The 21867-nt window shown below is 40.3% G+C and carries 36 protein-coding genes; 2 read left to right on the forward strand and 34 right to left on the reverse strand.

Annotation, left to right across the window (positions count from 1 at the left end; translation table 11 throughout):
- Positions 1–17: 17 nt before the first annotated feature.
- The 23 genes from OZ660_RS10575 to OZ660_RS10685 form a co-directional block, all read right to left on the reverse strand.
- Positions 18–1151 (reverse strand): alpha/beta hydrolase, encoded by a 1134-nt coding sequence (locus OZ660_RS10575; protein ID WP_274740854.1) that lies wholly within the window; start codon positions 1149–1151, stop codon positions 18–20.
- Positions 1152–1290: 139 nt separating this feature from the next.
- Positions 1291–1617: a hypothetical protein gene (locus tag OZ660_RS10580; RefSeq protein WP_274740855.1), complete on the reverse strand. Its 327-nt coding sequence runs from the start codon at positions 1615–1617 to the stop codon at positions 1291–1293.
- 248 nt (positions 1618–1865) lie between these two features.
- The gene (locus tag OZ660_RS10585; RefSeq protein ID WP_274740856.1) at positions 1866–2324 is read right to left on the reverse strand and encodes a DUF4262 domain-containing protein; all 459 of its coding nucleotides are present in this window, start codon (positions 2322–2324) and stop codon (positions 1866–1868) included.
- A 136-nt stretch (positions 2325–2460) separates the two neighbouring features.
- Positions 2461–2844 carry a hypothetical protein gene (locus OZ660_RS10590; protein ID WP_274740857.1) on the reverse strand — a complete coding sequence of 128 codons (384 nt, stop codon included), beginning with the start codon at positions 2842–2844 and terminating at the stop codon, positions 2461–2463.
- A gap of 53 nt (positions 2845–2897) precedes the next feature.
- Entirely contained in the window at positions 2898–3488 is a 591-nt protein-coding gene (locus tag OZ660_RS10595) for a hypothetical protein (RefSeq protein WP_274740858.1), read from the reverse strand.
- A 138-nt stretch (positions 3489–3626) separates the two neighbouring features.
- Complete coding sequence (locus OZ660_RS10600) at positions 3627–3983, reverse strand: hypothetical protein (protein WP_274740859.1); 357 nt, start codon at positions 3981–3983, stop codon at positions 3627–3629.
- A 123-nt stretch (positions 3984–4106) separates the two neighbouring features.
- Positions 4107–4565: a hypothetical protein gene (locus OZ660_RS10605; protein WP_274740860.1), complete on the reverse strand. Its 459-nt coding sequence runs from the start codon at positions 4563–4565 to the stop codon at positions 4107–4109.
- A gap of 107 nt (positions 4566–4672) precedes the next feature.
- The gene (locus OZ660_RS10610) at positions 4673–5230 is read right to left on the reverse strand and encodes a hypothetical protein (RefSeq protein WP_274740861.1); all 558 of its coding nucleotides are present in this window, start codon (positions 5228–5230) and stop codon (positions 4673–4675) included.
- Between the two features lie 151 nt (positions 5231–5381).
- Positions 5382–5645, reverse strand: a complete 264-nt coding sequence (locus OZ660_RS10615) for a Txe/YoeB family addiction module toxin (protein WP_274740862.1) — start codon at positions 5643–5645, stop codon at positions 5382–5384.
- A complete protein-coding gene (locus OZ660_RS10620; protein ID WP_274740863.1) occupies positions 5638–5892 on the reverse strand; it encodes a type II toxin-antitoxin system Phd/YefM family antitoxin in 255 nt (84 codons plus the stop codon). The genes OZ660_RS10615 and OZ660_RS10620 overlap by 8 nt, the downstream gene beginning before the upstream one ends.
- Positions 5893–6588: 696 nt before the next feature.
- Positions 6589–6876, reverse strand: a complete 288-nt coding sequence (locus OZ660_RS10625) for a hypothetical protein (protein WP_274740864.1) — start codon at positions 6874–6876, stop codon at positions 6589–6591.
- 115 nt (positions 6877–6991) lie between these two features.
- A complete protein-coding gene (locus tag OZ660_RS10630; protein WP_274740865.1) occupies positions 6992–7477 on the reverse strand; it encodes a hypothetical protein in 486 nt (161 codons plus the stop codon).
- 99 nt (positions 7478–7576) lie between these two features.
- Complete coding sequence (locus tag OZ660_RS10635; RefSeq protein WP_274740866.1) at positions 7577–8035, reverse strand: DUF3887 domain-containing protein; 459 nt, start codon at positions 8033–8035, stop codon at positions 7577–7579.
- A 99-nt stretch (positions 8036–8134) separates the two neighbouring features.
- Complete coding sequence (locus OZ660_RS10640; protein ID WP_274740867.1) at positions 8135–8716, reverse strand: hypothetical protein; 582 nt, start codon at positions 8714–8716, stop codon at positions 8135–8137.
- Positions 8717–8763: 47 nt separating this feature from the next.
- Positions 8764–9213, reverse strand: coding sequence for a DUF7674 family protein (locus OZ660_RS10645; protein ID WP_274740868.1), 450 nt, complete (start codon positions 9211–9213; stop codon positions 8764–8766).
- Positions 9214–9307: 94 nt separating this feature from the next.
- Entirely contained in the window at positions 9308–9730 is a 423-nt protein-coding gene (locus OZ660_RS10650; RefSeq protein ID WP_274740869.1) for a septation protein IspZ, read from the reverse strand.
- A gap of 33 nt (positions 9731–9763) precedes the next feature.
- Positions 9764–10129, reverse strand: coding sequence for a hypothetical protein (locus OZ660_RS10655; RefSeq protein ID WP_274740870.1), 366 nt, complete (start codon positions 10127–10129; stop codon positions 9764–9766).
- A gap of 229 nt (positions 10130–10358) precedes the next feature.
- Positions 10359–10784 (reverse strand): hypothetical protein, encoded by a 426-nt coding sequence (locus tag OZ660_RS10660; protein ID WP_274740871.1) that lies wholly within the window; start codon positions 10782–10784, stop codon positions 10359–10361.
- Positions 10785–10900: 116 nt separating this feature from the next.
- Entirely contained in the window at positions 10901–11284 is a 384-nt protein-coding gene (locus OZ660_RS10665; RefSeq protein ID WP_274740872.1) for a hypothetical protein, read from the reverse strand.
- 106 nt (positions 11285–11390) lie between these two features.
- Entirely contained in the window at positions 11391–11954 is a 564-nt protein-coding gene (locus OZ660_RS10670) for a hypothetical protein (protein ID WP_274740873.1), read from the reverse strand.
- Between the two features lie 56 nt (positions 11955–12010).
- On the reverse strand, positions 12011–12460 hold the full coding sequence (locus tag OZ660_RS10675; RefSeq protein WP_274740874.1) for a DUF695 domain-containing protein: 450 nt from the start codon (positions 12458–12460) through the stop codon (positions 12011–12013).
- Positions 12461–12732: 272 nt separating this feature from the next.
- A complete protein-coding gene (locus tag OZ660_RS10680) occupies positions 12733–13191 on the reverse strand; it encodes a DUF4304 domain-containing protein (RefSeq protein WP_274740875.1) in 459 nt (152 codons plus the stop codon).
- A gap of 70 nt (positions 13192–13261) precedes the next feature.
- A complete protein-coding gene (locus OZ660_RS10685; RefSeq protein WP_274740876.1) occupies positions 13262–13864 on the reverse strand; it encodes a hypothetical protein in 603 nt (200 codons plus the stop codon).
- A gap of 96 nt (positions 13865–13960) precedes the next feature.
- On the opposite strand from OZ660_RS10685, the gene OZ660_RS10690 reads away from it, so the two are divergent.
- Entirely contained in the window at positions 13961–14977 is a 1017-nt protein-coding gene (locus tag OZ660_RS10690) for an IS110 family transposase (protein ID WP_274740877.1), read from the forward strand.
- Positions 14978–15313: 336 nt separating this feature from the next.
- Here OZ660_RS10690 and OZ660_RS10695 read toward each other — a convergent pair whose 3' ends face one another.
- From OZ660_RS10695 to OZ660_RS10705, 3 genes are all read right to left on the reverse strand, one after another.
- Entirely contained in the window at positions 15314–15748 is a 435-nt protein-coding gene (locus OZ660_RS10695; protein WP_274740878.1) for a hypothetical protein, read from the reverse strand.
- A 120-nt stretch (positions 15749–15868) separates the two neighbouring features.
- Positions 15869–16327, reverse strand: a complete 459-nt coding sequence (locus tag OZ660_RS10700; RefSeq protein ID WP_274740879.1) for a hypothetical protein — start codon at positions 16325–16327, stop codon at positions 15869–15871.
- Positions 16328–16483: 156 nt separating this feature from the next.
- Positions 16484–16684 (reverse strand): hypothetical protein, encoded by a 201-nt coding sequence (locus tag OZ660_RS10705; RefSeq protein ID WP_274740880.1) that lies wholly within the window; start codon positions 16682–16684, stop codon positions 16484–16486.
- On the opposite strand from OZ660_RS10705, the gene OZ660_RS10710 reads away from it, so the two are divergent.
- Entirely contained in the window at positions 16679–16885 is a 207-nt protein-coding gene (locus OZ660_RS10710) for a hypothetical protein (RefSeq protein ID WP_274740881.1), read from the forward strand. The two genes, OZ660_RS10705 and OZ660_RS10710, sit on opposite strands and share 6 nt — an antisense overlap.
- 87 nt (positions 16886–16972) lie before the next feature.
- Here OZ660_RS10710 and OZ660_RS10715 read toward each other — a convergent pair whose 3' ends face one another.
- The 8 genes from OZ660_RS10715 to OZ660_RS10750 form a co-directional block, all read right to left on the reverse strand.
- Positions 16973–17407, reverse strand: coding sequence for a hypothetical protein (locus OZ660_RS10715; protein ID WP_274740882.1), 435 nt, complete (start codon positions 17405–17407; stop codon positions 16973–16975).
- A 458-nt stretch (positions 17408–17865) separates the two neighbouring features.
- The gene (locus OZ660_RS10720; protein ID WP_274740883.1) at positions 17866–18198 is read right to left on the reverse strand and encodes an Imm58 family immunity protein; all 333 of its coding nucleotides are present in this window, start codon (positions 18196–18198) and stop codon (positions 17866–17868) included.
- Between the two features lie 494 nt (positions 18199–18692).
- Complete coding sequence (locus OZ660_RS10725; RefSeq protein ID WP_274740884.1) at positions 18693–18938, reverse strand: hypothetical protein; 246 nt, start codon at positions 18936–18938, stop codon at positions 18693–18695.
- A gap of 132 nt (positions 18939–19070) precedes the next feature.
- Positions 19071–19451: a hypothetical protein gene (locus OZ660_RS10730; protein WP_274740885.1), complete on the reverse strand. Its 381-nt coding sequence runs from the start codon at positions 19449–19451 to the stop codon at positions 19071–19073.
- 125 nt (positions 19452–19576) lie between these two features.
- Positions 19577–19762 carry a hypothetical protein gene (locus OZ660_RS10735; protein WP_274740886.1) on the reverse strand — a complete coding sequence of 62 codons (186 nt, stop codon included), beginning with the start codon at positions 19760–19762 and terminating at the stop codon, positions 19577–19579.
- 171 nt (positions 19763–19933) lie between these two features.
- Positions 19934–20290: a hypothetical protein gene (locus tag OZ660_RS10740; RefSeq protein ID WP_274740887.1), complete on the reverse strand. Its 357-nt coding sequence runs from the start codon at positions 20288–20290 to the stop codon at positions 19934–19936.
- Between the two features lie 512 nt (positions 20291–20802).
- Complete coding sequence (locus OZ660_RS10745; RefSeq protein WP_274740888.1) at positions 20803–21231, reverse strand: hypothetical protein; 429 nt, start codon at positions 21229–21231, stop codon at positions 20803–20805.
- Positions 21232–21354: 123 nt separating this feature from the next.
- Positions 21355–21780: a hypothetical protein gene (locus tag OZ660_RS10750; protein WP_274740889.1), complete on the reverse strand. Its 426-nt coding sequence runs from the start codon at positions 21778–21780 to the stop codon at positions 21355–21357.
- Between the last annotated feature and the right edge of the window lie 87 nt (positions 21781–21867).

The following is a 21867-nucleotide window of genomic DNA, read 5'->3' on the forward strand; positions in this document are numbered from 1 at the left end:
TTTAGCGTATGTAGTAGCTATATAAACAAGCTTTTTAGCTGTGTTTTTTGTTGTGGGGTAAGCTTGTCAATTGACCTCAGTGCGTATTGAAGCGCTGACTGTGCTTCTTCTTCCATATTGAAATTCATATAGGCTTTGATTAATGCGGAATGAGCACTTAAAGATTGAGGATAATTTTCTCGGTTCCATTTGAGTAGATCAAGCGCGTCATCTTGACGATTCAAATATTGTAACCACTGTGCGTATCCGTTTGCTTTATCTTCCGGAATTTTCATTTCTGTATTAAGTAAAGCCGAGCGACTGGCAAATTTCGCCTGCAAGTCGCCTAAAGTTTTAGGTTCACCTTCTGGAATAGGCCATTCGGAAAACAAGCTTTTCAAACCAGCATACTGCCCTTGAAGCACAGTTGTGTTGTGTGTTTCATTACTAAAGGTCTCAGACTTGACCACTAGTCCGTTAACTGAATACCCAGAAAGCAAATCTAGAAATTCTTGATACGCGTCTGTCATAGTTGGCTCTTCGTTAGCAATAGACACATACAAATGCCCTTGTAACTGTTTACTTTCTAAAGCCTGCTTGGCTAATGCCAACAGTTGCTTGTTGTTCCAATATAACGACGGGCTGATGGCGATGATTCCCTCAAACAAGTTTGGGCGTTTGACCATGGCGTTAATAGCAAACTGCCCTCCATGCGACGTGCCAGATAGAACTTGATAGTCCAGAGTACGGTAGCGCTTTTTCACAAGGGGAATAACTTCATTCTCAACAAAGTCTAAAAATCTATCCGCATTTTCATGTTGATTTGGGATTAGCTTCTCTAGTGGGGTAATTGTTAAATCTCTAACACGTGTTTTTGTTGGGTTTACAATACCGACGACAATCATTTGCGGCATCTGCTCAAACTTAGCCAGATAATCTATTGTGCCAGCGGTATGAGGCCCCTGAATATCACCATCGGTGAGATACAAAACCGGATAATGAGCCTGACTAGATTTATACCCAGCAGGCAAGTAAATAACTAAATCACGCTTTTCACCGAGCACAGTACTATCGATCGCCAGTTCTTGTGCGATGGGTAACCCTGATAGCGCCCAACTATTACTGTGGCCTGCCAATATCAAAAATAGTAATCCGCATATAATTTTATTCATCTATTTTCCTTGATTTTTAATAGAGCACAAAAGCGCGCGACAATAAGGATTAAAACTATAAATATGCAGCGCAAATAATACTGCACTAACGCCAAAGCCACCGACGTGTTTAATCCCCAGCTAGTAACACAACGTTTTGTCAAGTGTTCCTTGCTTTGTCCACTCGCTCAATTAAGTCCTCTACATACTTATTCTTTGATAACACGTTAAACCTAAACGGCGGAATAAAAGCTATTTCCCCACCCCAAACATCTTTGTTTCGTATTGTTAAAACAACTCGTTCCGGCGATGATTTTTGATGATTTATGTTTACTATATCTTTTAATTCAATCCGAATATTCTGATTGTTTCGGGTAACCAATAATTCATTTCCATTATCCAAAACCTCATCGGCCAAATCCCATGCGAAGTTTTTGAATAAGAAGAAACCAAAAACAATCATTATTATTGGCATGATTAAAAACATTATGGACTGCTCATATGCGCCAAACGAAACGCCAATTACAAAAATATGGCTAGAAAACCGAACCAAAATGTGGGAAAGAGTGTTTTGAAAAAGAATGGAGATGTTGATATTTTCTTCATAACTTGTTTGCCTGAATAACAACCGTACTTTTTGGTGAAAGGGACCAAGGACCTGTAAAGTTTTGTGAGTTGTTCAAAATTAAAACACCATTTAAATATTCATTGACGCTACCGGCGCTTTGTTGGAGCTTACCATGCCGACGTTTCCTGAAAACTTGGTTGTAATAGTTTGAAGCTATCTGATGCTTTTGCTTCCCATGGCCAGATGCCATCTACTGTGGGATAGACTAGCTGCAGCGCTGGGTAAGTGGTTCCCTCATATAACCAATTGCAAGAAAGCATAAACTCTTCTTTAAATCTATTTGCTACAGGTTTAAAGCAAACTTCAAACCCATCGAGAAACCCTTCATAAAAACCATCTTCCATTAAAACTTCACCTTCTTGGATACGACGATTATATTCATTTGCTATCAACGAAGATAATTCACTTCTTAGTCCAACAATGATCAATTCTGGACGACTTTCCTGCCTATTGATACCGGTGGTATATGTGAAGTTAGGGTCTTGTTCTTTAGGGTCAAACACAGAGGTGACATGGCAACCGTACGTTGAAATGTTTTCCATAATCTTAATCTCTGCTTCATTCATAAAGCTTCCTCATGAGCCATCATCGGTGTTAATAAGTTATATCAAGGGGGCAAATTGCAGTTGGATATACTTGTGCGAAGCACCTAGCCCGCTGTTAATTAATCCTGTGAGTTTGCGAACTAACTTGAGAAACTTGTTAGCTACGCTTTTCGTCTAATTTGGAAACAGCTTCTTTCAAGTGAGCAATTTCAATATCTTCACCGTTATAAGCGCTTAACGCTTTGTTGAAATATACTTTTGCTTTAGCTTGGCTACCTGCCTGTTCGTATAGCAAACCTATTCTTAGGTAAGTAAATGACAAATTATTTGGGCCTAGACTGGAGCTAGAACTATCTGACTCAAGCATTCTTGCTAAGGCTTGAAGTGCGTAAAGCCCACTTTCGGGCGAGCCGTTTAGGTATTGAGTGTGGGCTAATTCAATTTCATTTTTTAGAAAATCAGAAGATAGCTGGTTGGCCAAAGACACTGTTGAAACAAGCGAACATGTTATAAGTAAGCTTAATCTAGTCATTTTATTCATTTTAATATCCTTATAGTTTGATATATGCCGCAACATGTTGTGTAGCCGACGCTTCAATCAACCAACGCGTTAGCGGTCGGTTGAATTGACTTGTTAGTCTTCCTTTTAACCAACTTAAATGAAGTTTCCAGAGGAATTTCGATGTTTCCTACGGCATCTTTTAAGTTAAAAAATACTGTCCACTCACCAAAAGGATCTCCAGCCTCACCGACATATTTGATCACTGTTTGCGATAGAAATATTGACATAGGATCAGTGTTTAGTGCGCCTTGAGCACAGGGAATATCAGTCTCGTTGATTGAGAAGGTGCCATCTGGCTTGATAATTTTTATATCACATAAAATACTAAAATTTTTATTTGCATCCAGCTTAGGGTTCGCAAAAAACGGCAGAATGGTTAACTCATCTCCGAGTTCTACCTCTTCTGCTTCGGAAAAGTGAGGGATATGATCTTTTGGCGTGTTCCATTTATCTTCCCAATCTTTATCTGGCGTAACAAGCAACCAACCCCCAAATCCAGAAATGCTTTTCTGGTTTTTTGTGTTCGGCGCTTTCGAGCCGTCACTCATCCGCCAGTGAAACTCTTCACCACATAATGCTTGTGCCGAAAAACAAATGATTAGAAGTAATATCAGATTTCTCATAACTTTCCTTGTAAAGCTAACGCTAAGCTACAGGGCGCTTGCACGCGGAGCAAAATAACGAAACAGTCAGGCTAAACTATCGAAGTCGCCCTATTGTTTGTGTGCCAGCAACCCCTGGCGAGCAACACAGTTTATTTGTTAGCTGCCACTCTTGTTAAACAACTTTGGCGAACGCCAGCTAACAAGCCCTGATAATACAAACAATATGGCAAAAGTAAGATACCAATACTCTTGAGTAAGGCCGATAAGCCTTACACTATTGTCGGTAATGAAGTATGTAATAAAAGCAGCAACCAAAATGTGCTGAGTTTTTAAGTTTTTTTTGTGTGATCGTTGTCCAATAAAAAAGCCAACACCAGCAGGAGTGCCACACATGAAGAACACCAAAAAATACGCGGCAATACTTCCTTGTTTAGTAAGTGATGTAAGACTAAATAAAACAGCAATTGCTGCAACGGCCAAACCAAATATCCATGCATCTCTATCTATTGCCAAACTTACCTCCTTGGAAGGGTTCTTCACGCATAACAGGCTAATGTACGTGGGCTAAAATACTGAGTGAAGCGAGTAGAGCCTACGTATATTTGTCTAAGCCAGCGTAGCGGGCGGTCTTAATTTTTAAAGGCCACTTTTACGATACCACGAAAATACAAATACTATTGCAAGTAAAATTGGAATTACCGACACTCCACCACCAGAATATCCATTGATATGAACCAATTTATCAAATGGTGCCACTATTTTGTTATTTTGTGAGAGTTGATAAATTATTGTTGAATCATTTGTAGGTTTGAACCAAACGCGGAGGTTACCTCCAGCGTTCAATGCTGATAAAACACGACTATAGAATGGGTTGTTGTCTGTAATGACAAACTCTACGTTCGATATGGTGAAGGACGTTATTTCGTAACTAGGCTTACCGCCATTTTGCCAAGTTTTGTACGTCACAGGTTTATAACTTGAGACTACTGAATACTCTTCTAATCTAGGAACCTCAGCATCAATTTGAATTTGAATCCAGATAGACCCCGCTAGGCCACAAATAAGTATTAGGACTGAGATTTTAAGTTTTGACATTGAGACCTAGCTTCTACATGAGGGATGCATTGCGCAAGATAACGAAACCGCTCTGCGTGTACCCTATATTACAACCGGAGGAAGTAAGATTTCCAAATTTGTTAGCGTTACCGTTTTTCACAACCACCTTCGCTGCTATATGAAAAGCTGCCCTTTAAATTAAAAACGAAACTACCACCAATTGTGTCTCGCACAAATACTGAATTATAGTGAGTCCATGGCCGAGAATTAGAACAGCGCCATCTAATAGAAGATACACTTCTATTTAAAATAACTTTTTCATAATCTGAGTCACTATATAGTTGTTTGAGCGTATAGGTTTTCTCAAGTTCGCCATTTGGAGAATAAATAGCTACAACGTGTTCACCATGCCCCATTTCATGCCAGTTATCGAAAGTGAAAAGATATCCTTTGTTTGTAATGAGAATAAACACTGGAGCAATTTCATTCTTCAGAGAAAAGCTCGATGACTCTAAGTAACTTATACCATCAAACGTATACAACACAGCAACAGGCTCTTTTCCTGAATTCAACTCCGGAGGGACAACTCGCACCACATATTTTGAGTTTGGACTTGCTGACGCCATTTCACTTGGTAATGGCCAGCTATCTGCTACGGCAAATGATGCGGCAAGAAAAGTAAATATAGTAAATAGAAACTTCATTGTTTAAAAATTCCTTGAGTGAAGCTAACTCTAAGCTAAGCGCAAGATTACAATGCGTGTGATGGTAACGCCGCATTGTGTTTTTGTTCTAGCTGCCACACAGAGGATTGCGACTTAAGGACCTTGCTCTCTGCCATTAAACGTATAGTGTTTAGTAGTGGTAGCGGCATGAAATAATTATTAAAGCGTTGTCGTCAACTGCATAAACCAGACGATTAGTTACATCTATTCTACGTGACCAGAAACCACTCAAATTCTCTTTCAATGCTTCAGGTTTGCCTATCCCCTCGAATGGTGAACGCTTAGTCTCCACAATTAATTTGTTTATCCGTTTAAGAGTTTTCTTATCTTGAGTTTGCCAATAAACGTAATCACTCCACGCTGCATCCGTCCAGGAAAGTAAGCGTTCAGTCATCTAAGAGTTCTCTCGTTTTTAATTGACCCTGTTTGTATTGAGATATTGAGTGGTTTAAATGTTCAGCATTGGCTGGTGAGCGCAATAGATGAACGGTCTCCATAAGGCTGTTGTAGTAGTCTAACGACATTACAACTGCGTCTTCGGAATCACGTCTGGTAATTACGGTAGTATCCGCGTCATTAACTACGCTATCCAGAACACTCTTAAGACCATTTCTCGCTTCAGTAAATGATACAACTTTCATTAATCACCTATATGTACAATATATTGAACAAGTATAGTTAAATATTTAGAGTTGTACAATAAATTGTGCAATGGTCGGGTGGCAGCTAATTGCTCGCGAAGAGGCGATAATACATGGACTAAAATTTGAAAAAAGTGACACAGCCCATTGTTTTAGTAGCCCAGCGAGCATAGCGAGAGCCTTGAGTGGTTTGTAAATGGTTTCACATACCAAACTCAAAATGTATAGCCATCGCGAGCGCCAAAATAATTACAAATATAGGCACACCAAGATAAACGAAATACCCTAGTAGCCTACTTTTGGGCAACCAATACCTTCTCTTGCGATACTTTTTTGCTTTGACTATCAATGAAAATGTTAAAGGCCAAACTAACAGTACTACCGGCACTGCTAGAATTATGTCTATTTCTACAAACGCTGATAACGAATAAAAAACCGAACCGATCGATGCCAAAAATATGATAAACCATAAAATAAGAGATTTATCAGTGGCCATACTGAGTTTATTGCAATAACTGCAAGCTGTAGGCTTCCAATTATCCATGCCCAGTATATCTAGCATCTTCATTTTTTTATTGCAATGAGGGCATGATGTCATAGGTACACTTAACGTTTAAATGAGGAGCGCAGACACGTGGGCTAAAATGGCGAAGTAGTCCTTGTATATGCGTCACAACGAGCGAGGAGAGCGCCTTGTTATATGCCATACACCGAAAGCTCTGGAAAAGCGATTACTACATACCATACAACTATCGAAAAAATTAACTTTGCAGCCAGTTCAGTTAGCGAAGTATTCCTAATCTTTGTATCACCGTCAGGATTGCTCCAACCTCCCTTTAAATCCTCATCTAGTGTTACCAGATGACCGAAGAAAATTAATATTGTCACAAATGCAAAACTTACAGCAAATGACAGTTCGAATAACCACGAACCGAGAATAGTTAGTAAAAAAATCCATATCCAAAAAACTACAAACTGAATCATACAGACTGGTCTTACCCCAAAAAAGTGGACATCCATGTTAAGCGTACGCCGTTTCGTATTCATATAGGCTGACATAGCCCAATGAAGAATGCTGACGATTGTGTTAAGGGCCTTGTTAAGTATTATTACTTATAAAGCGCGCATAGTTGTCTACAATTTCACAAATTCTCTCTGGCGAAACGCCATGCAACTTTTGATGTTTTTCTAGTGGGGATTCAAAACCATACTCGCTTTCCATTTTTACAATAAACTCATTTTGATTTAGGAGTTTGATGTTATCTTTGATTAGATACCCTTTGGGTAAAGAACTTGAAGGACTATTGCCAACTTTGCTCAGTAATACACCATCTTGAATTTTCCATGTGTTGTCGTAATAGTCGAATTTAGCTTCGCCAAGGTTGTTCATTGTCACTGCTATTACACATTTACGCCCATTAGTAGTGAAACCAAGTTGGCTATAACTATAATTTCCGGTTCCATAGTCTTTTAGGTGCCATACACCCACAATTAATTCGTCTTGAGAATAAGTTGGTACGTTAGTCGTTGACGAGCAACTTGATAACGCAGCAATCATCCCCGCTAAAAACAACAAATATTTCATAACTTTCCTTATTGCATAACTTTAAGCTAAATACCGAAGGCGCCATATGCTTTGCTGCCAACGACCGGAGGGAGTGACTTGAGCGATTTGTTGTACACGTTATTCAAACAACGCTAACGAGTTTAGATTGAAATGATAAACGGAAAATGATTCTCCCTCTTCTTTCAACGTGATTGTTAAAGTGGCTTCTCCGTTTTCATACTTTGCAGGCACGATGTAAGTGACAAACGTTCCCGATCCGCCTGAAGTTAGTGCTCTAGAGGTAACAGTGTTAAATTGATAGTCACCCACCTCTACAAGCTCTCCCATTTTTGATAAGCCTTTGATTAGCGTTTTTAAATCTTTCTCGTTGAGCTCTTCCATCACTGAAGGGGTTAGGTATTTCTTGAAATTATCTAATTCCCACTTAGATAACTCGGGAATAGCTTTGTCCATATACGGAATAGCAGTGCCTTCGTATTGCGATGATTTGTAACCAGACCAAGCTGCAATAACAATAATGATGCCTACTAGACTAAGGAGTACTACTCCAATTCCTTTTAAAAGCTTCTTAAACATAATAGTCCTTCAAAGTGTAACGCCTCGTTAAGAGGTAAAATTGTCGGCTACAATTAGCGACAAATGAGCAAAAGCCAACTGTTTTTAGTCCTTGTTTATTTAGTTGTTATAAACAACATCACCGTATTTGATGAAATAGTTACGAACATCGTAGCCGTATTGAACTAATTCTTCTCCATTAACTTTGTCAAAGTCGCTGAATTCACCCTTAGTCCAGTCTAAGTCTTGCTTTCTACGTATCTCGGCCACTTCATTATTAAACTTTAAGTTAAGAGAAAAATGATTATTTGGGTCACAGTCACCATTTGCACAGTTTTTTTCGAAGTTATCTATATCAATGCAAAAGCCATGAGGCCAATATGTGATTTTGTTTCCGTCTGATAGCTTAAACTCACGCGGTTGAATGGATTGATCACCATACCACACTTGATACCATTGACCTCCTGCACACATATTGCCCTGATACCTACAAGAAGCTGTGTCACTTAAATCGATTGTGTTGCCATCGTCAATTAAAGAAAATTCGATCGAAATATTTTTAACAGACCCAATATCTAAAGATGCTGCTGAATCACTGTTAACACTACACCCAATACTGCCCGTAATTACTTGGGTTCCAGTTCCAATTACTTGGCAGCTAGTCAATATTGGAAAGATTAAAATAATGAAAATTTGCTTCATATGTTCCGTTTCTTATAACGCCTCAATTATAGGCTTTTAAAAGTTGGCTAAAATTTCGAACGCAGTGAGGAAAGCCAACGTATAAAAGTCCATTTCCACATTGACTTTTTAAGTAGCTTTTCGTGCAGTTTTTCAAATGCATTATCAAGTTCAACAAGTTCTTTGTAAGCTAATTGACTCAACCAGTTTTTGTGGTGTTCAGGTCTAATATCATCATGAGACCCAACGAACAATATACCCTCAAGGACACCAATTAATGCAAGTTCAGAAGTTTCATCATTTTTAGATTTCAAACCTAAATCAATAATCTTTGCTATATCTTCAAAATCGCGAAAATCAGAAGCTTTGTGTTTGCTCACAATATAATGAACGATGACACTGATTTCGTTGTAGTAGCCAGGTTCTTCACCTTCCCAGAAATCCAAATGCTCCTGCCATTGTGGATCAATATCAGAACAAGCATTTTTTAAATTATCTACAAATATTCTCGGATTCATTTGGCTACACAAAGCCCTGTTTAGGGGCGATAACACATGGGCTAGAATTAGTAACGAAGTGACGCAGCCCATGTATTTGCGTCCCAGCGAGCGACTACATCAGATTATTATGTTTTACCTGATGTAGTATAAAACTACCAGCTACTAACGAGGCTAAAATCAACACTATAGGCTGAAAATATAGCTTGTAGGCTGCCCAAAATATCGGGGGTAATACAGCTTGAGCAAACAGTGTCAATGCTGCAAGAGACGCGAACAAACCAAAGAAATAGCTGGTCAAACGCCCCCAGAACACCGGACTCATCTCCATGCGCTTACCGAAAAATACGAAGATTAACCCGTGTGAAGTGAGCTGGGAACTTGCCATTGCGATTGCACTAGCTACCAACCAGAAAACAGATGGATGAAAACGAGGATTGGGCACTGACTGTAAAATCGGCAGAAAATTAACTGCTGAAGCTGTTAGCAAAAATACAATAATGACCGCGAGCAGGAAACGCCAGTAAATAGCCCACATGTAAATGTCCCTCTTGCTTGGCTTATTATGTTTCTAATACTCTTCACCCTCATCCCCTACAAGTCTGGCCCCAAGTAATTTAGCTAACTTTTTGGCTTTCCCTATTTGGGCCTTATCGCTACCTAAAGTAATGCTGCCGTTTGAGAAAGTGAAATAATATTTTTTACGTAAAATTGGACTAGTCCAAACGCAACCATTTGGAGTTTGGATTTCAAGCGTTTTACCCGTTTCCGGGTTCATTGCTTTAGCAACGTGCTGCACTGTTAATGAAGAATCGCTTTCGCAAATCGTTAACCATTCACTTACAGAAATCTGGTTATCGCGCTCAATATATAGACTATAAGAAGCCATAGTATTCCAGCTTATTGATAATAAAATTCCAACTAAAATTTTACGCATACTTTTCGAGAAATTGGTCTTCCCCACTAAAAGTGGATATTCACGTTAAGCGTACGCCGTTTCGTATTCATAAGGGCTGCCATAGCCCAATGTAGAACGCTACCACTCTTGTTTACTCGAAGAAGGCAGCTAACGTCAATTTAAGGGGCGCAGACACGTGGACGAAAATTGCGAAGCCGCCCGCGTGATTGTGGTCCAGTGCGCTCTGGCGCAAGACTTATTTTGATTGTTATATGCTTTTTGAGCAGCTATTTACAACCAATAATTGATTAAAATACCGCACTAGTTGCCAGTGTTTTTTTGGGGCACTGTCTAAATGCCCCATACTTGAAATACTAACGTTATTAATTTCGACCGATAGTTTAAATACTACGCCATCCATTTTACTTTCCGAAAAATACGTTGGTTCCCAGCTAATGATACCCGCCTCTTTGAAAAACTCTGATGAGTGAGCAAGCGTATCTTCTGAAATTACACTAGAACAAAGAACTGATTCACTTCCATCTTTGATAGTAGTGAGTTTTAGCGAGCTTTCAGAATAAGTAAGTAGCGATTTATCCCGATAAGAACCAAGCTCATAGATAACTTGATCTGCTTGTGTAAAGTACGACGAGCACGCCAAGATAAAAAGAAGAAGTAATCTTTGCACAGGCATATAACTTTCCAATAACAGGGGCAGAAACATGTAGGCTAAAATGCGAAGCAGCCTGAATACTTGTGTCCAAGCAAGTCGCACCAACGGTTTGCGACTCAAGCGTATCGTTCGGCATCTTAATCAGATGCCAGATAATAGCTTTTATAGTTATTTTTAGAATCAAATTGAATTATTAGCCATTCGTAGTCAACACCAAAGTAACTATCTCTTTGCGGGCCCGTTGGGTAGGACAAACTCGGACCTTCTCCGTCAGGGTCCATTTTTGTAGAGGGCGAACCTAGCAAATTAATTATTTGCTCTCTGCTTTTGCCGGCTAGATTTTCATTTATAAGGCTTCCAAGCATCTGTTGTCTGACTGATTCTTTTCCTTCTCTCCATTTGGCAGATTCTGATTGTTTCCACACGGAAGATACAAAGTTTAACTCATATGAACCCGAAGGTAAGACTTGCTTAGAGCAACCAGCGAGTAAAATAGGAAAGAAAAGGATAAGTGATTTCAAAACGATGCCTTACGCTAAACTAACGGCAGTCAAGTAGCGGCAGTTAAGTAGCGGCATAATCGCGAAGCACCGCTGCGTTACTGTGACAGTGACCGAAGGGAACGTGTTAAACATCTTTTAAGCTGTTTTCTGAATTACGCGGCGTTTCATCATATCTCCTCACAAAATCCATATAGCCTTTTATAACCTTAAGTATTTTGTTTTTCTGCAATTTATCTAAGAGAAAAGGCCCACTACAAAGAACATTAATAAATACTTTATCGCCTTTAATTAGAACGTAAAGGTGATGAGCTAATCTGCCATAAGGTAGTTGCGCGTACACAAAATCACCCTCATGTTCCAAGCGCCATCCTTTAGATTCAAGCAGCAGATGAAAGTATTCGTCTGATACTTCGGATACTGTCAATGAGGATTTCTCTAATCTCAGTTCTGTGAACACTAAATAGAGCGTTAGTCCAATAGATAGAATTAAATTGGTGGCATTCCAAACGTGTGTATCGGCCACCAAATCAAAATATGCAACAACGAGCAAAACTAATGAAAAAGCCCAATATATTGATAACACCTTAAATAAAAAAAACATCAGCATATCCTCTGATATAAAAAACAGAGGACGATCGAACAGCAACAAATGCTTTTTTAATGATTCCTTTAAATCTATCTGGTCCATGGTCGTAGAAACACCTAAAACCCCACTGAGCGCCAGCGAGCGCCAACAGTTTTTTGTTATGCGCGTTCTTGCATACAGTACGCGTATACCTCATTTAACTTTTCCCAAGAAGGGTCGTCAACAACTTGCAGCTCGATGGGCAGCATAGAAAATGAAGATAGTGCCTCATTTATTCTTGAACCAACCACTGCGATGTCAGAAACATAGAAATGCCATTCACGCGTACCAGAATGTGTATAACTGAAAACGAAAATTGCTAAACGATCATAATCGAGAGTATTCACAACAGTATCTTCAAAGTCTCGCATACTATCCATTTGGCTCGAACTTGGAAGCCCGCTTGAGTCTTGTTGGGTGTAATCCCAGAAAATGGTCAATCGCTTAGTATATTTCTCGTTACCGAATAAGTAATCCAAATCCGGCCTGTAGCGAACTAGAATTGGTTGTTCATTTCGTTGTCCCTCTGCTATGTTCCATGAAGCTGAGTCAGCCGATTCTATTTGCATAAATATCCTTCTAGCGCATAACGCTAAGCTTTGGGGCGCTAACATGGGGTTATAATCGCGAAGCGTCCCAGCGACCGAAGGGAGTGCCAACAGCGTTTTTTTAGGCGTACAACTGAAAGTACGCAGCTTTGCTGCCACCGCTAGCCAATTAGTCAGCTTGTTTAAATTATTGAATTTAAGATAAAACAACCCTGTGCGAAATGCCAGATGTTAAAGATATTGCTGTATAAAAGAGTGAGTTTAGAAAAATGTGATGTTGAATATTGGCTTTGTTAGTTAAAGTATTCATCCAATGCCTCTCGTTTATGTTTAGTCATAACCCTGTTGGGTAAAACGTATTCTCTTTTTGCCCCTTTGAAGCTTGAGCATTTATCAAGCCAAGGCAGACCATCACTTTCCAATATTTCTAACAATTTTTCACGGGGCTGACCATCAAACCCGTAATCCTCGTAATTCAATAGCTCAGTTACACCTTGCTCTAAGCAAAACGAATTTAGCCGAATTCGGATGTGGCAATCGTGTTCTGCTGGCCAAACGTTATTGCCGAGTGCTTTTATATAAACAGCAAGGTTAATGTAAAACATTTTTGAATATGGAGACCCTTGGATATTTACCACTTGTAGGAAATCGCCAACATCTTTACACCATGTACCGCCTTTCTTTTTGAAACCCTTTTCTTTCATATAAGGCTTCAAAACATTTTCGAGGTGCTTTTTCTCAGGTGATGCCATGTTTTTATGCCTAACGCCTTAATAAACGGCGAAAAATAGTTGGGAAAAAAAGCGACGAAGAAGCGCAAGCCTACTGTTTTGCGTACTGTGGTTTAGGCGTTTGTTGGGTGCACTTGCTCGATTTACGTTTTTCTCTTTGAGCTGAAAGCCTTTTATGCTCCATAACTTCAAACTGTTGCTTACTTTCTATTGCTTCAAGTTCAAACTTGTCTCGATCATAGAGTTTGCGCCAGTTAACTACTGCATCATTACCCGTGAACCCTTTAACAGGGCCACATAATGGAAATGTACCGTTACTTCCATCCCCAACCTCAAACGTAAGCGGTTTAGAGTAAACTTGTTGAGGGTCAATGCGAGCAATAATATCCAATCCATCAAGCTTCTTGAGAGTATAAATCCCGATACTTAAATGTAATGTCCGCTTTTCAATGTACTCATGGGGTGCGACTCTGACACTTCGAGTTAAATTTACAATTTTCAAGTCGGCAGGTGTTACACTTTTCCATGAATATTTTCGCTTGCGTATAAGCTCCAAAGTTGCAATATGACAACAAGGATGAAGATCTTCAGTACTATCCCGAGCAGTTAAAACAACAGCACATCCCCAAAAACCTTTTTGCGGATGGGTTCTTATAACGTCACCAGGAGTCAAAGGATTAACAATTGTTTTCATGTGCGCCTAACGAATGATATGGACTCCCCACCCTAAATCGGCATCGATGTGCCATAGTGAAATTGCAAGATTTCAAAGTATAAGTGGAGAGTCCATATGTCTATTAAAGTCCTTGGCATTGATTTAGCCAAATATAGTTTTAGTATCCATGGCGTGGATAACCATGACAAGCCTGTCTTCAAAAAAACAGTAAAACGACATAAGTTATTGCAAACCATCGCCGTTTTACCACCTTGCATCATTGGTGTTGAGGCCTGCTCAGGTGCGCATTATTGGGCACGGGAAATGAGCAAGCTAGGCCATACTGTTCGAATCATGGCGCCTAAATTTGTCTCTCCTTATCGTCAAAATGAAAAAAATGACGCCAACGATGCAGAAGCTATTTGCGAAGCGGTAACCCGACCTAAAACGCGCTTTGTCACAATCAAGTGTGAAGAACAACAGGCTGTTCTGTGCATTCATCGCATCCGACAAGGGCTCATTAAAGACCGAACAGCTCGACTAAACCGAATCCGAGGCTTACTTGAAGAATTTGGGCTGGCAACTCCAAAAGGGCGCTATCCAGGTCAAAAAGCCATCCAAGGTATTTTGGAAGATGGCGAAAATGGATTGCCCGACTTAGTACGTGAACTGATAGCGCAAGTATGGGAAAGCATTGTCAGTTTGAACGACGAAATACTCAGCTATGACCGCCGTTTATATAAACTGGCAAACCACTCTACAGAAGCAAAGCGCATTATGACGATACCGGGTATTGGTGAATTGAGTTCTACCGCCATTGTAGCTAGCGTAAGTGACGCAAAACAATTCAATAATGCACGACAATTTAGTGCGTGGCTGGGCCTTGTACCTAGGCAATATACAACAGGTGGTCATATACGATTAGGCCGGATATCCAAGCGCGGAGATAAATATTTACGAACCTTACTTATTCATGGTGCTCGTTCAGTAATCGCTGCAAGTAAAAACAAAACGGATAAAACCAGTCTATGGGTTAAAGATTTGGTTGAACGACGGGGTTTTGGTCGAGCTTGTGTCGCTTTGGCTGCAAAGAATGCACGTTTAGTCTGGGCACTTTTAACGTCTGGAAAAGACTATCAAGTAAACTATTAAAGAGGTTAACCTGCCGAGTCTCAGCAAAGGCAATAGATGACAATACGGTCAAACCGGAGATATCAAGAATCTGATTAGCTTTTTGATCAAATAGATCGGCTAACGAATGAGATCGATATCTATGCGAACATCATCAGGGCGATAGTGCAACAAAACTAGTAATCGCCGAATGTAGAGCTGCTGTTAGATCCACTGTTGTGAATTATTGTATTTGCTTGACAAAGGGGGAGTCCATGTAACTAAGCTAAGGGGCGTAAATGCAATGCGAAAATGGCGAAGCCGCATTGCGTTTGCGTCCCAGCGATTGCCGCAGGCAATTGCGATTTAAGCGCTTTGTTATGTTGCATTTCTTAAAATCGCCTCAGATTTTGCCAATGGTTCCGTTGCGATGCGTTGTAACTGCTTACCGAACATATTTATTGCGTGAGGCTCCACTTTTAAATCAAAGTTAACCCTATAGTCTTCATTTCTTGTGTTCGTAAACATTTCGATATGGGCGATGGTAACTGAAAGAAGCGTATGGCCTGCGCTATCAACACAAAATCCCGAAACAGAAAAATAGGAAATATCAGGTTTTGGACTTGTTGTGTATTCGAAGGTATCCGATACAGATGAGGGAAATCTTTCCATAACCATCCCTAGCTTTTCAATTTCATTGCGATTTGTATAGCAATCGGCTTTACCAGCAAAAGTGCCATTACTTCCTGAAATTCTGATCTCGAATAAATCCTCATCTTCCCATATTGATGAAACAACTAATTTGCTTTCCATGTTACTCCTGCAACATAACACCCAAATATGGGGTGCGGGCGCGCAGGCGATAATGGCGAAGCTGCCTGCGTGTTTGCGTCCCAGCCCGCCCTGGCGGGCGACATAATTTGTTTGTTATGTTCAATCTTCATCGGGTAACCTTATTGACGTTAAAAAGGCTATTAGCAAACCCCAGATAAAGCAAACTACTCCAACCATCAGGACGCCGGCCAGAGCCAAATACTGATTTGTAAACAATGAGTCGCTATCGTCCATAAATGGAGCCGAAGCAAAGATAATAAATGCGCCAAGAAAAACATATCCTACTGCTTTCAAATACGGCTGCCGACCTTTTGATAGTCTTAGTAACTCTGCAAGCTCTGTGTTTAACCAATTTGACTCGGGCAGAAATACACTAAACAGATTTGTTGCCACGCTAAATGCGGACCAACTGGCTGCTACCAACGAAATGATGAGTATGGTTGTCGGAGAGTTACGTCTTGAAAAATACTCTTCATTATTTCCAGTGGATTCAAGGCAGAAGTATGCAAGCAGAACGCTTAAGGCCAATATCACAAAATTTAAGGCTATCTTTTTCATATTCTGAATTTAAGTCATCCTTGATTGAACATAACACCCCACTAAGGGGCGATAACACATGGGCTAAAATAAGGAACGAAGTGACGCAGCCCATGTGTTAGCGTCCCAGCGAGCAACGCGAGTGCCTTTAGTGTTTTGTTATACGCGTTAAGTTGATTAAAAGAAAGAACTGTAACCCATGGCATAAGCAGGAATAAATGTAAGGGACCCAACCATTAGGCCAAAGTATCGAGCTAGCTTGTTCTGAGAATCGGTTAATTCTGGGTCTGGATTTGATTTAGCTCTAGACATGTCAGCGTGGAGGGTAAAGAAGTCGATAATAAAGCCAAGTGTTAATATTGCGAAAAAGAAATGCATGTTAAATATTTGGGGCACAACCTTGGAAAAGGTAATAACGCTGTAGATCGCTATTATTCCGGAAGTAAGGCAGGCAACTGCGATGTGTTTTCTTTTGGACTCGATTTCATCCTTGATTCCATGGTAGACGGCGAACATCAAAAAGAGGGTATACAGATAACAAAACCAAAGCATAAGATTACCGAAGCGTATAACTTTTAAATAAGGGGCGCAGGCATGTGGGCTATAATGCGAAGCAGCCCACGTGTATGCGTCCCAGCGAACGAAGTGAGTGACTTTATTTTTTTGTTATATGCCACTGCTGAAATAACCTTTGCTACCAAGACCAACTGACTCAAAATATTTCCCTTCATTTGGATCTTCCTCGTCTGGTTGTGTTGGCCGCCAAAAACAGAGCTCATATTCTGGATAAGTAAAAGTGTATCCGAGCTCGGATTCGTTTGTTGACTGTTTGGTTTTCTTTGACAACTCTTTGACTAGTTCTACAACCGGAGTAGAAAAAATACTTATGCCATCCCAAACCACATTTTGGTCCGAAGCCAGCTCTATGAATTCTACTACTCCATTCTCTGAATAATGTATTTGAATTGAAGAATTTGAGTAATAGTCAGTATTCTCATTGAAATCATTCGGTGGCCCTAGTAACTCATGGATATCATTTCTTTGGATACCGAGCTTGATTTGACCAAACCCAAAAAGAGGCCTTAATTCTAATTTTTCCATGGCATATAACTTCCAAATATGGGGCGCAAACACGTGTGCAATAATGGCGAAGCCGCGCACGTGTTTGCGTCCCAGCGAGCGACAGCGAGTGCCATAATTTGTTTGTTATATGCGTGCATGATAAGCCCTATGTTTTTACTTCCTTGTTCTCTGCTTTACGCATAAGCCATAAAACGGCAATGCCCATTTGACTGATAAAAAGTAGAAGTGTAGCTAATTTAAACTGGAGTTGAATTCCGGTGTTTGGGCACCCCCACATACACGTCGAGAGCAAACCTGCTACCGAAAGGCACAAGACTACAAAATTCAGTAATGAAAGGAAGAAATATCTCATCGTTTCAAATTAGCATATAACGCCCAACTTAGGGGCAATAACACGCAGGCTAAAATCGGAGCGAAGCGACTGAGCCTGCGTGTTATTGTCCCAGTGAGCGCCAGCGAACGGCTACAGTTGTTTGTTATGTGCGTGGCTCACCAATACTTACAAGCTTATCATTTTTAAAGTAAAAACTTATATTTTGGTAGCTGATAACATCCTCGCCGTCCACGATAAATGCGTCTGGATTTGCTTGACGCAAAAGGAAAATAACATCCTTTTTAGACTTGGACTCTATTCCAGTGACAATGAGTTTTCCTAGCTCAGTTACAGCTTTTTCCTGAGAGTAGAGTTCCATTGATGTATATTTATTAGTTATTGCTTGGTCAACAACCGCCAAGAACCAATAGCCATTTGAAAACAACAATAGGCCTAAGCAAATCCAAAAACCTGTTTTCCAGCTTTTAAAACTCATGGTGTAAGAATCCCTTTAGCACATAACTTTTAAATAAGGGGCGCAGACGCGTGGGCTATAATGCGAAGCAGCCCACGTGTATGCGTCCCAGCCTGCGCTAGCAGGCGACTTAATTTTTTTGTTATACACAAACCGTTTCTTAACTGCCAGCATGTTGAAGAAAATAGGGTAAAAGAACCGAACAGAACAACCTCCGTTTATGACTTTTACTTGCTGCCAAAGAAGAGGGCGGCTTGAGTTGAAAAGCGGAGTTTTCAAGCTTCCTTCGATGCTGACCAAAAACTAAAACGAACCCCTAAAGCTGTTGTAAAAAAGTGCTGAACTTTAGCCTGATTATTACTAAATAATGGGTGGTGTATAACTTTTAAATAAGGGGCGCAGACATGTGGGCTATAATGCGAAGCAGCCCACGTGTATGCGTCCCAACGAGCGACAGCGAGTGACTTTATTTGTTTGTTATATGCGTGCATAAACAAGCTTGAATTCAGTGCCCGTTATTTTGGCCCATTGAATGGGTTTATTTGAAAAGGGTTTTTACTATGTTTGCCTGCATTCCAAAAAACCAAAGCGAGTAGTGCAATTAAAACTGCTTTAGCACAGCCAAGCAATACAGCAATTATGTCTGGTAACGCAAATAAGCTTGAAATAAATTGTGTCACTGCAAAAAAGCCACAAATAAACGCACCTAGCAGTGCGAATGCCTTAGTGACTGGATGAAAGGCGTTGCTTTGTTTATTCATTAAAATTCCTTTTTCAATTTCCTAGAAGCATATAACTTTTAAATAAGGGGCGCTGGCGCGTAGGGCATAATAGCGAAGCGGCCCTGCGTGTTAGCGTCCCAACGAGCGACAGCGAGTGACTTTATTTGTTTGTTATGCGTCATTGCTGCCCCAGCCAATCTTGATGTCTGGAATCTTAGCGGTGATTAAGTTTGAGAGCTCGATTACCAACCCGCTGTCTAAGTCCGGATTTGCTGCTATAAATAGCGTTCTAGCCTCACATTGGTCCAGTCCTTTACCCAAGCGAGAAATGAATTCGCTTAGTAAAATGTCTTCGCCGTTTAAATTAACCACTGTGTTAGATTTTAAAATAATCGCATGGTGACCACATGTGGCTAATCCACAAATAACCCGGTCATGATTAACTGTATTCACTACGAGTGCTTTTTCTTTTGGCATAAAAGAAAGGTACGCGAAACACATTAATAAACCTAGAAGGATGGCTATAAATCCATATTGAGCATGGTTACTCATAGAAGTGTCCTTGACGCATAACTTTTAAATAAGGGGCGCATACGCGTGGGCTAGAATGCGAAGCAGCCCACATGTATGCGTCCCAGTGACCAACGGGAACGACTTTATTTGTTTGTTATGTGCCATCAAGCCGAATATTCCAAAAGAAGTGAATAAGAACTTATAGCGCCAAATAAATTACAGTTAGTTGCGATAGAAATTACTTTCCATCCCTCTTTCTCAATTTCTTCAATCTGTTGATTTAAGAGCTCCAAATCAGGCTCGGCAGAGAACCAGCTCTTTTTCTTTGAAACATTGACTATCTTTCGCATGTTACTTTCCTTGTAATAAACAATAAGAACTTTCTATTTAAGTGGCTAAACAAAAAACTTGGCACATAACGCTAAGCTTTGGGGCGCTAACATGGGGCTATAATCGCGAAGCGGCCCCGTGTTAGCGTCCCAGTGACCGAAGGGAGCGCCAACAGCGTTTTGTTATGCACGTTACCTACCACGATAACTGCCATCGCTAACCCATACAGGCTCTTTTGCTGAGAGTCGTTGATTGTTAAACCAAGCTTGGGTCTCAAATAAAAACATGCAGCTAGTAGTATCATTTGATTCCCATTTGTATGGAAGAGTAATTACTCTCTCGTAATTGTATTTGCCAATTTTACCTAAATTACTAAGCTCAACATCGCTAACGTTTGTAGCTTGATTGTTGCAAACTACGAAGCATTGAGTCTTATTTTCCTTTTTATCACAGAAGGCTAAAGCCTTTTTATCTTCGCTCCAAATAACCTCTGTAGCACAAGATAAGCTAGAAAAGACGAAAAGAAAAATAGCAATTTCGGGTTTCACTATGTAAGGAATCCTTGAGTGCATAACTTTCCAATAACGGGCGCAGACATGTGGGGCATAATGGCGAAGCCGCCCCGCGTGTATGCGTCCCAGCGAACGCAGTGAGTGTGTTGATTGGCTTGTTATGTATCGATGTCTGATACATCAATCTTTGCCCATTGCCTCGAGGTCTGGCTTTCTGAAAAAATAAAATGTAAACCCCAAGATTAAAACGATTTGTAGGCCAACAATTAGCCAAAACGTAACGGGGTCATCAGTCAAATAAGCGCGACCTGATTTGGTTATTACAAAACCCTCTGAATAAGCTCTGTAAAGCCCATGTCCAACAAAAACATAGCCCAAGAGTAGCCATATCCTAACAATAAAATGGACTATCTTTTTGTCTGTATTAGTAACGATGTTCATTTTTTTGCACGATACATAACACCCCAAGAAGGGGCAATTACACGAGGGCTATAATACGGAACGAAGTGACGGGAGCCCACGTGTAATTGTCCCGCTTACTTGGTTTGTTAGCTTCCTGACCCAATTAGTCCTTGTATTGCAGATACCAAGATTCTCGCAGATTCAGAAGTATCATTTATAGGTATTCTAAAATAAGTTTTATCAGAGCTATCAACTCGCAGGCTGATTGTGTAGAAACTTGGGTTAGCTAAATCGTCAACACTACCTTTCTCATATAAATAGCCAGAGAATTCCTTCGAAGAGGCGATGTTCCATAATTTACTAAATAAGACCTGATCAATCTCAATATCTTTTTTAATATTCGAGGCACCCAATCCTGCAATATTAGCAATTGCAGATTCACCATTGGACATAAGAGATGCGTAGACAATGTGGCCAGGCTCCAATTGCTGGAGGAAAAACAGCTGACTTGTTTTCGCTAAAGCGCTGTTACAGCATAGAGCTATGGCAATGAATGTGTATAGTGAAAACTTCATATTCTCTATGTCCTCCTTGGAAGCTAACTTCCAAATATGGGGCGCAAACACGTGTGCAATAATGGCGAAGCCGCGCACGTGTTTGTGTCCCAGCGAGCGGCAGCGAGTGCCATAATTTGTTTGTTATACGTTTGACTGAACAAAAAACTGCCTCATGCCAGTGCTATAGAACACATAGTAAGCCCAAACAGCAATAATTGCCCCGCCTATTACAACCCCAATTAAAGAATAAAAAGACATGAAGGCAATAATAGATGCCCAATATAAAAAAGTACCAACGCGGCCAGCCCAGTGTCTATTCACTGAAGCGAAGCAAATTGCAATGATTAATATGCTAAATAGCAGAAAGCCGGGCGCCATACCTGTTAACCAAAATTCTTGGTAAGTAAGGCTGCGTCCATTCAACGAATACTCTCCGTTTGGCCAAGGCCAAAAAGCAAATAACACCATTAGTGAGTATGTAATTGAGTTGAGCATATGCTGAAACCGGAATAACTTTGGCATCCCTTTCGTTTCTTTGAATACTCTCATAAATTTATTAAAAATCATCCTTGATGCCTGTTCGACGTATAACACCCGCATAACGGGCAAAAATACGTAGGCTAAAATTGGAGCGAAGCGACTGAGCCTACGTGT

It is taken from the genome of Alteromonas sp. 009811495 (assembly GCF_028865455.1).
Classification (GTDB): domain Bacteria; phylum Pseudomonadota; class Gammaproteobacteria; order Enterobacterales; family Alteromonadaceae; genus Alteromonas.

Coding starts and splice junctions, on each gene's coding strand:
- OZ660_RS10730 (WP_274740885.1), bottom strand. CDS start 19,451: ATGAGTAACCATGCTCAATATGGATTTATAGCCATCCTTCTAGGTTTA.
- OZ660_RS10705 (WP_274740880.1), bottom strand. CDS start 16,684: ATGCATTTCTTTTTCGCAATATTAACACTTGGCTTTATTATCGACTTC.
- OZ660_RS10580 (WP_274740855.1), bottom strand. CDS start 1,617: ATGTTTTTAATCATGCCAATAATAATGATTGTTTTTGGTTTCTTCTTA.
- OZ660_RS10635 (WP_274740866.1), bottom strand. CDS start 8,035: ATGTTTAAGAAGCTTTTAAAAGGAATTGGAGTAGTACTCCTTAGTCTA.
- OZ660_RS10690 (WP_274740877.1), top strand. CDS start 13,961: ATGTCTATTAAAGTCCTTGGCATTGATTTAGCCAAATATAGTTTTAGT.
- OZ660_RS10605 (WP_274740860.1), bottom strand. CDS start 4,565: ATGTCAAAACTTAAAATCTCAGTCCTAATACTTATTTGTGGCCTAGCG.
- OZ660_RS10655 (WP_274740870.1), bottom strand. CDS start 10,129: ATGCGTAAAATTTTAGTTGGAATTTTATTATCAATAAGCTGGAATACT.
- OZ660_RS10670 (WP_274740873.1), bottom strand. CDS start 11,954: ATGGACCAGATAGATTTAAAGGAATCATTAAAAAAGCATTTGTTGCTG.
- OZ660_RS10575 (WP_274740854.1), bottom strand. CDS start 1,151: ATGAATAAAATTATATGCGGATTACTATTTTTGATATTGGCAGGCCAC.
- OZ660_RS10695 (WP_274740878.1), bottom strand. CDS start 15,748: ATGGAAAGCAAATTAGTTGTTTCATCAATATGGGAAGATGAGGATTTA.
- OZ660_RS10645 (WP_274740868.1), bottom strand. CDS start 9,213: ATGAATCCGAGAATATTTGTAGATAATTTAAAAAATGCTTGTTCTGAT.
- OZ660_RS10710 (WP_274740881.1), top strand. CDS start 16,679: ATGCATGTTAAATATTTGGGGCACAACCTTGGAAAAGGTAATAACGCT.
- OZ660_RS10725 (WP_274740884.1), bottom strand. CDS start 18,938: ATGAATAAACAAAGCAACGCCTTTCATCCAGTCACTAAGGCATTCGCA.
- OZ660_RS10630 (WP_274740865.1), bottom strand. CDS start 7,477: ATGAAATATTTGTTGTTTTTAGCGGGGATGATTGCTGCGTTATCAAGT.
- OZ660_RS10680 (WP_274740875.1), bottom strand. CDS start 13,191: ATGGCATCACCTGAGAAAAAGCACCTCGAAAATGTTTTGAAGCCTTAT.
- OZ660_RS10610 (WP_274740861.1), bottom strand. CDS start 5,230: ATGAAGTTTCTATTTACTATATTTACTTTTCTTGCCGCATCATTTGCC.
- OZ660_RS10675 (WP_274740874.1), bottom strand. CDS start 12,460: ATGCAAATAGAATCGGCTGACTCAGCTTCATGGAACATAGCAGAGGGA.
- OZ660_RS10735 (WP_274740886.1), bottom strand. CDS start 19,762: ATGCGAAAGATAGTCAATGTTTCAAAGAAAAAGAGCTGGTTCTCTGCC.
- OZ660_RS10640 (WP_274740867.1), bottom strand. CDS start 8,716: ATGAAGCAAATTTTCATTATTTTAATCTTTCCAATATTGACTAGCTGC.
- OZ660_RS10595 (WP_274740858.1), bottom strand. CDS start 3,488: ATGAGAAATCTGATATTACTTCTAATCATTTGTTTTTCGGCACAAGCA.
- OZ660_RS10650 (WP_274740869.1), bottom strand. CDS start 9,730: ATGTGGGCTATTTACTGGCGTTTCCTGCTCGCGGTCATTATTGTATTT.
- OZ660_RS10625 (WP_274740864.1), bottom strand. CDS start 6,876: ATGATTCAGTTTGTAGTTTTTTGGATATGGATTTTTTTACTAACTATT.
- OZ660_RS10750 (WP_274740889.1), bottom strand. CDS start 21,780: ATGATTTTTAATAAATTTATGAGAGTATTCAAAGAAACGAAAGGGATG.
- OZ660_RS10585 (WP_274740856.1), bottom strand. CDS start 2,324: ATGAATGAAGCAGAGATTAAGATTATGGAAAACATTTCAACGTACGGT.
- OZ660_RS10620 (WP_274740863.1), bottom strand. CDS start 5,892: ATGAAAGTTGTATCATTTACTGAAGCGAGAAATGGTCTTAAGAGTGTT.
- OZ660_RS10590 (WP_274740857.1), bottom strand. CDS start 2,844: ATGAATAAAATGACTAGATTAAGCTTACTTATAACATGTTCGCTTGTT.
- OZ660_RS10685 (WP_274740876.1), bottom strand. CDS start 13,864: ATGAAAACAATTGTTAATCCTTTGACTCCTGGTGACGTTATAAGAACC.
- OZ660_RS10700 (WP_274740879.1), bottom strand. CDS start 16,327: ATGAAAAAGATAGCCTTAAATTTTGTGATATTGGCCTTAAGCGTTCTG.
- OZ660_RS10745 (WP_274740888.1), bottom strand. CDS start 21,231: ATGAAGTTTTCACTATACACATTCATTGCCATAGCTCTATGCTGTAAC.
- OZ660_RS10715 (WP_274740882.1), bottom strand. CDS start 17,407: ATGGAAAAATTAGAATTAAGGCCTCTTTTTGGGTTTGGTCAAATCAAG.
- OZ660_RS10615 (WP_274740862.1), bottom strand. CDS start 5,645: ATGACTGAACGCTTACTTTCCTGGACGGATGCAGCGTGGAGTGATTAC.
- OZ660_RS10720 (WP_274740883.1), bottom strand. CDS start 18,198: ATGAGTTTTAAAAGCTGGAAAACAGGTTTTTGGATTTGCTTAGGCCTA.
- OZ660_RS10660 (WP_274740871.1), bottom strand. CDS start 10,784: ATGCCTGTGCAAAGATTACTTCTTCTTTTTATCTTGGCGTGCTCGTCG.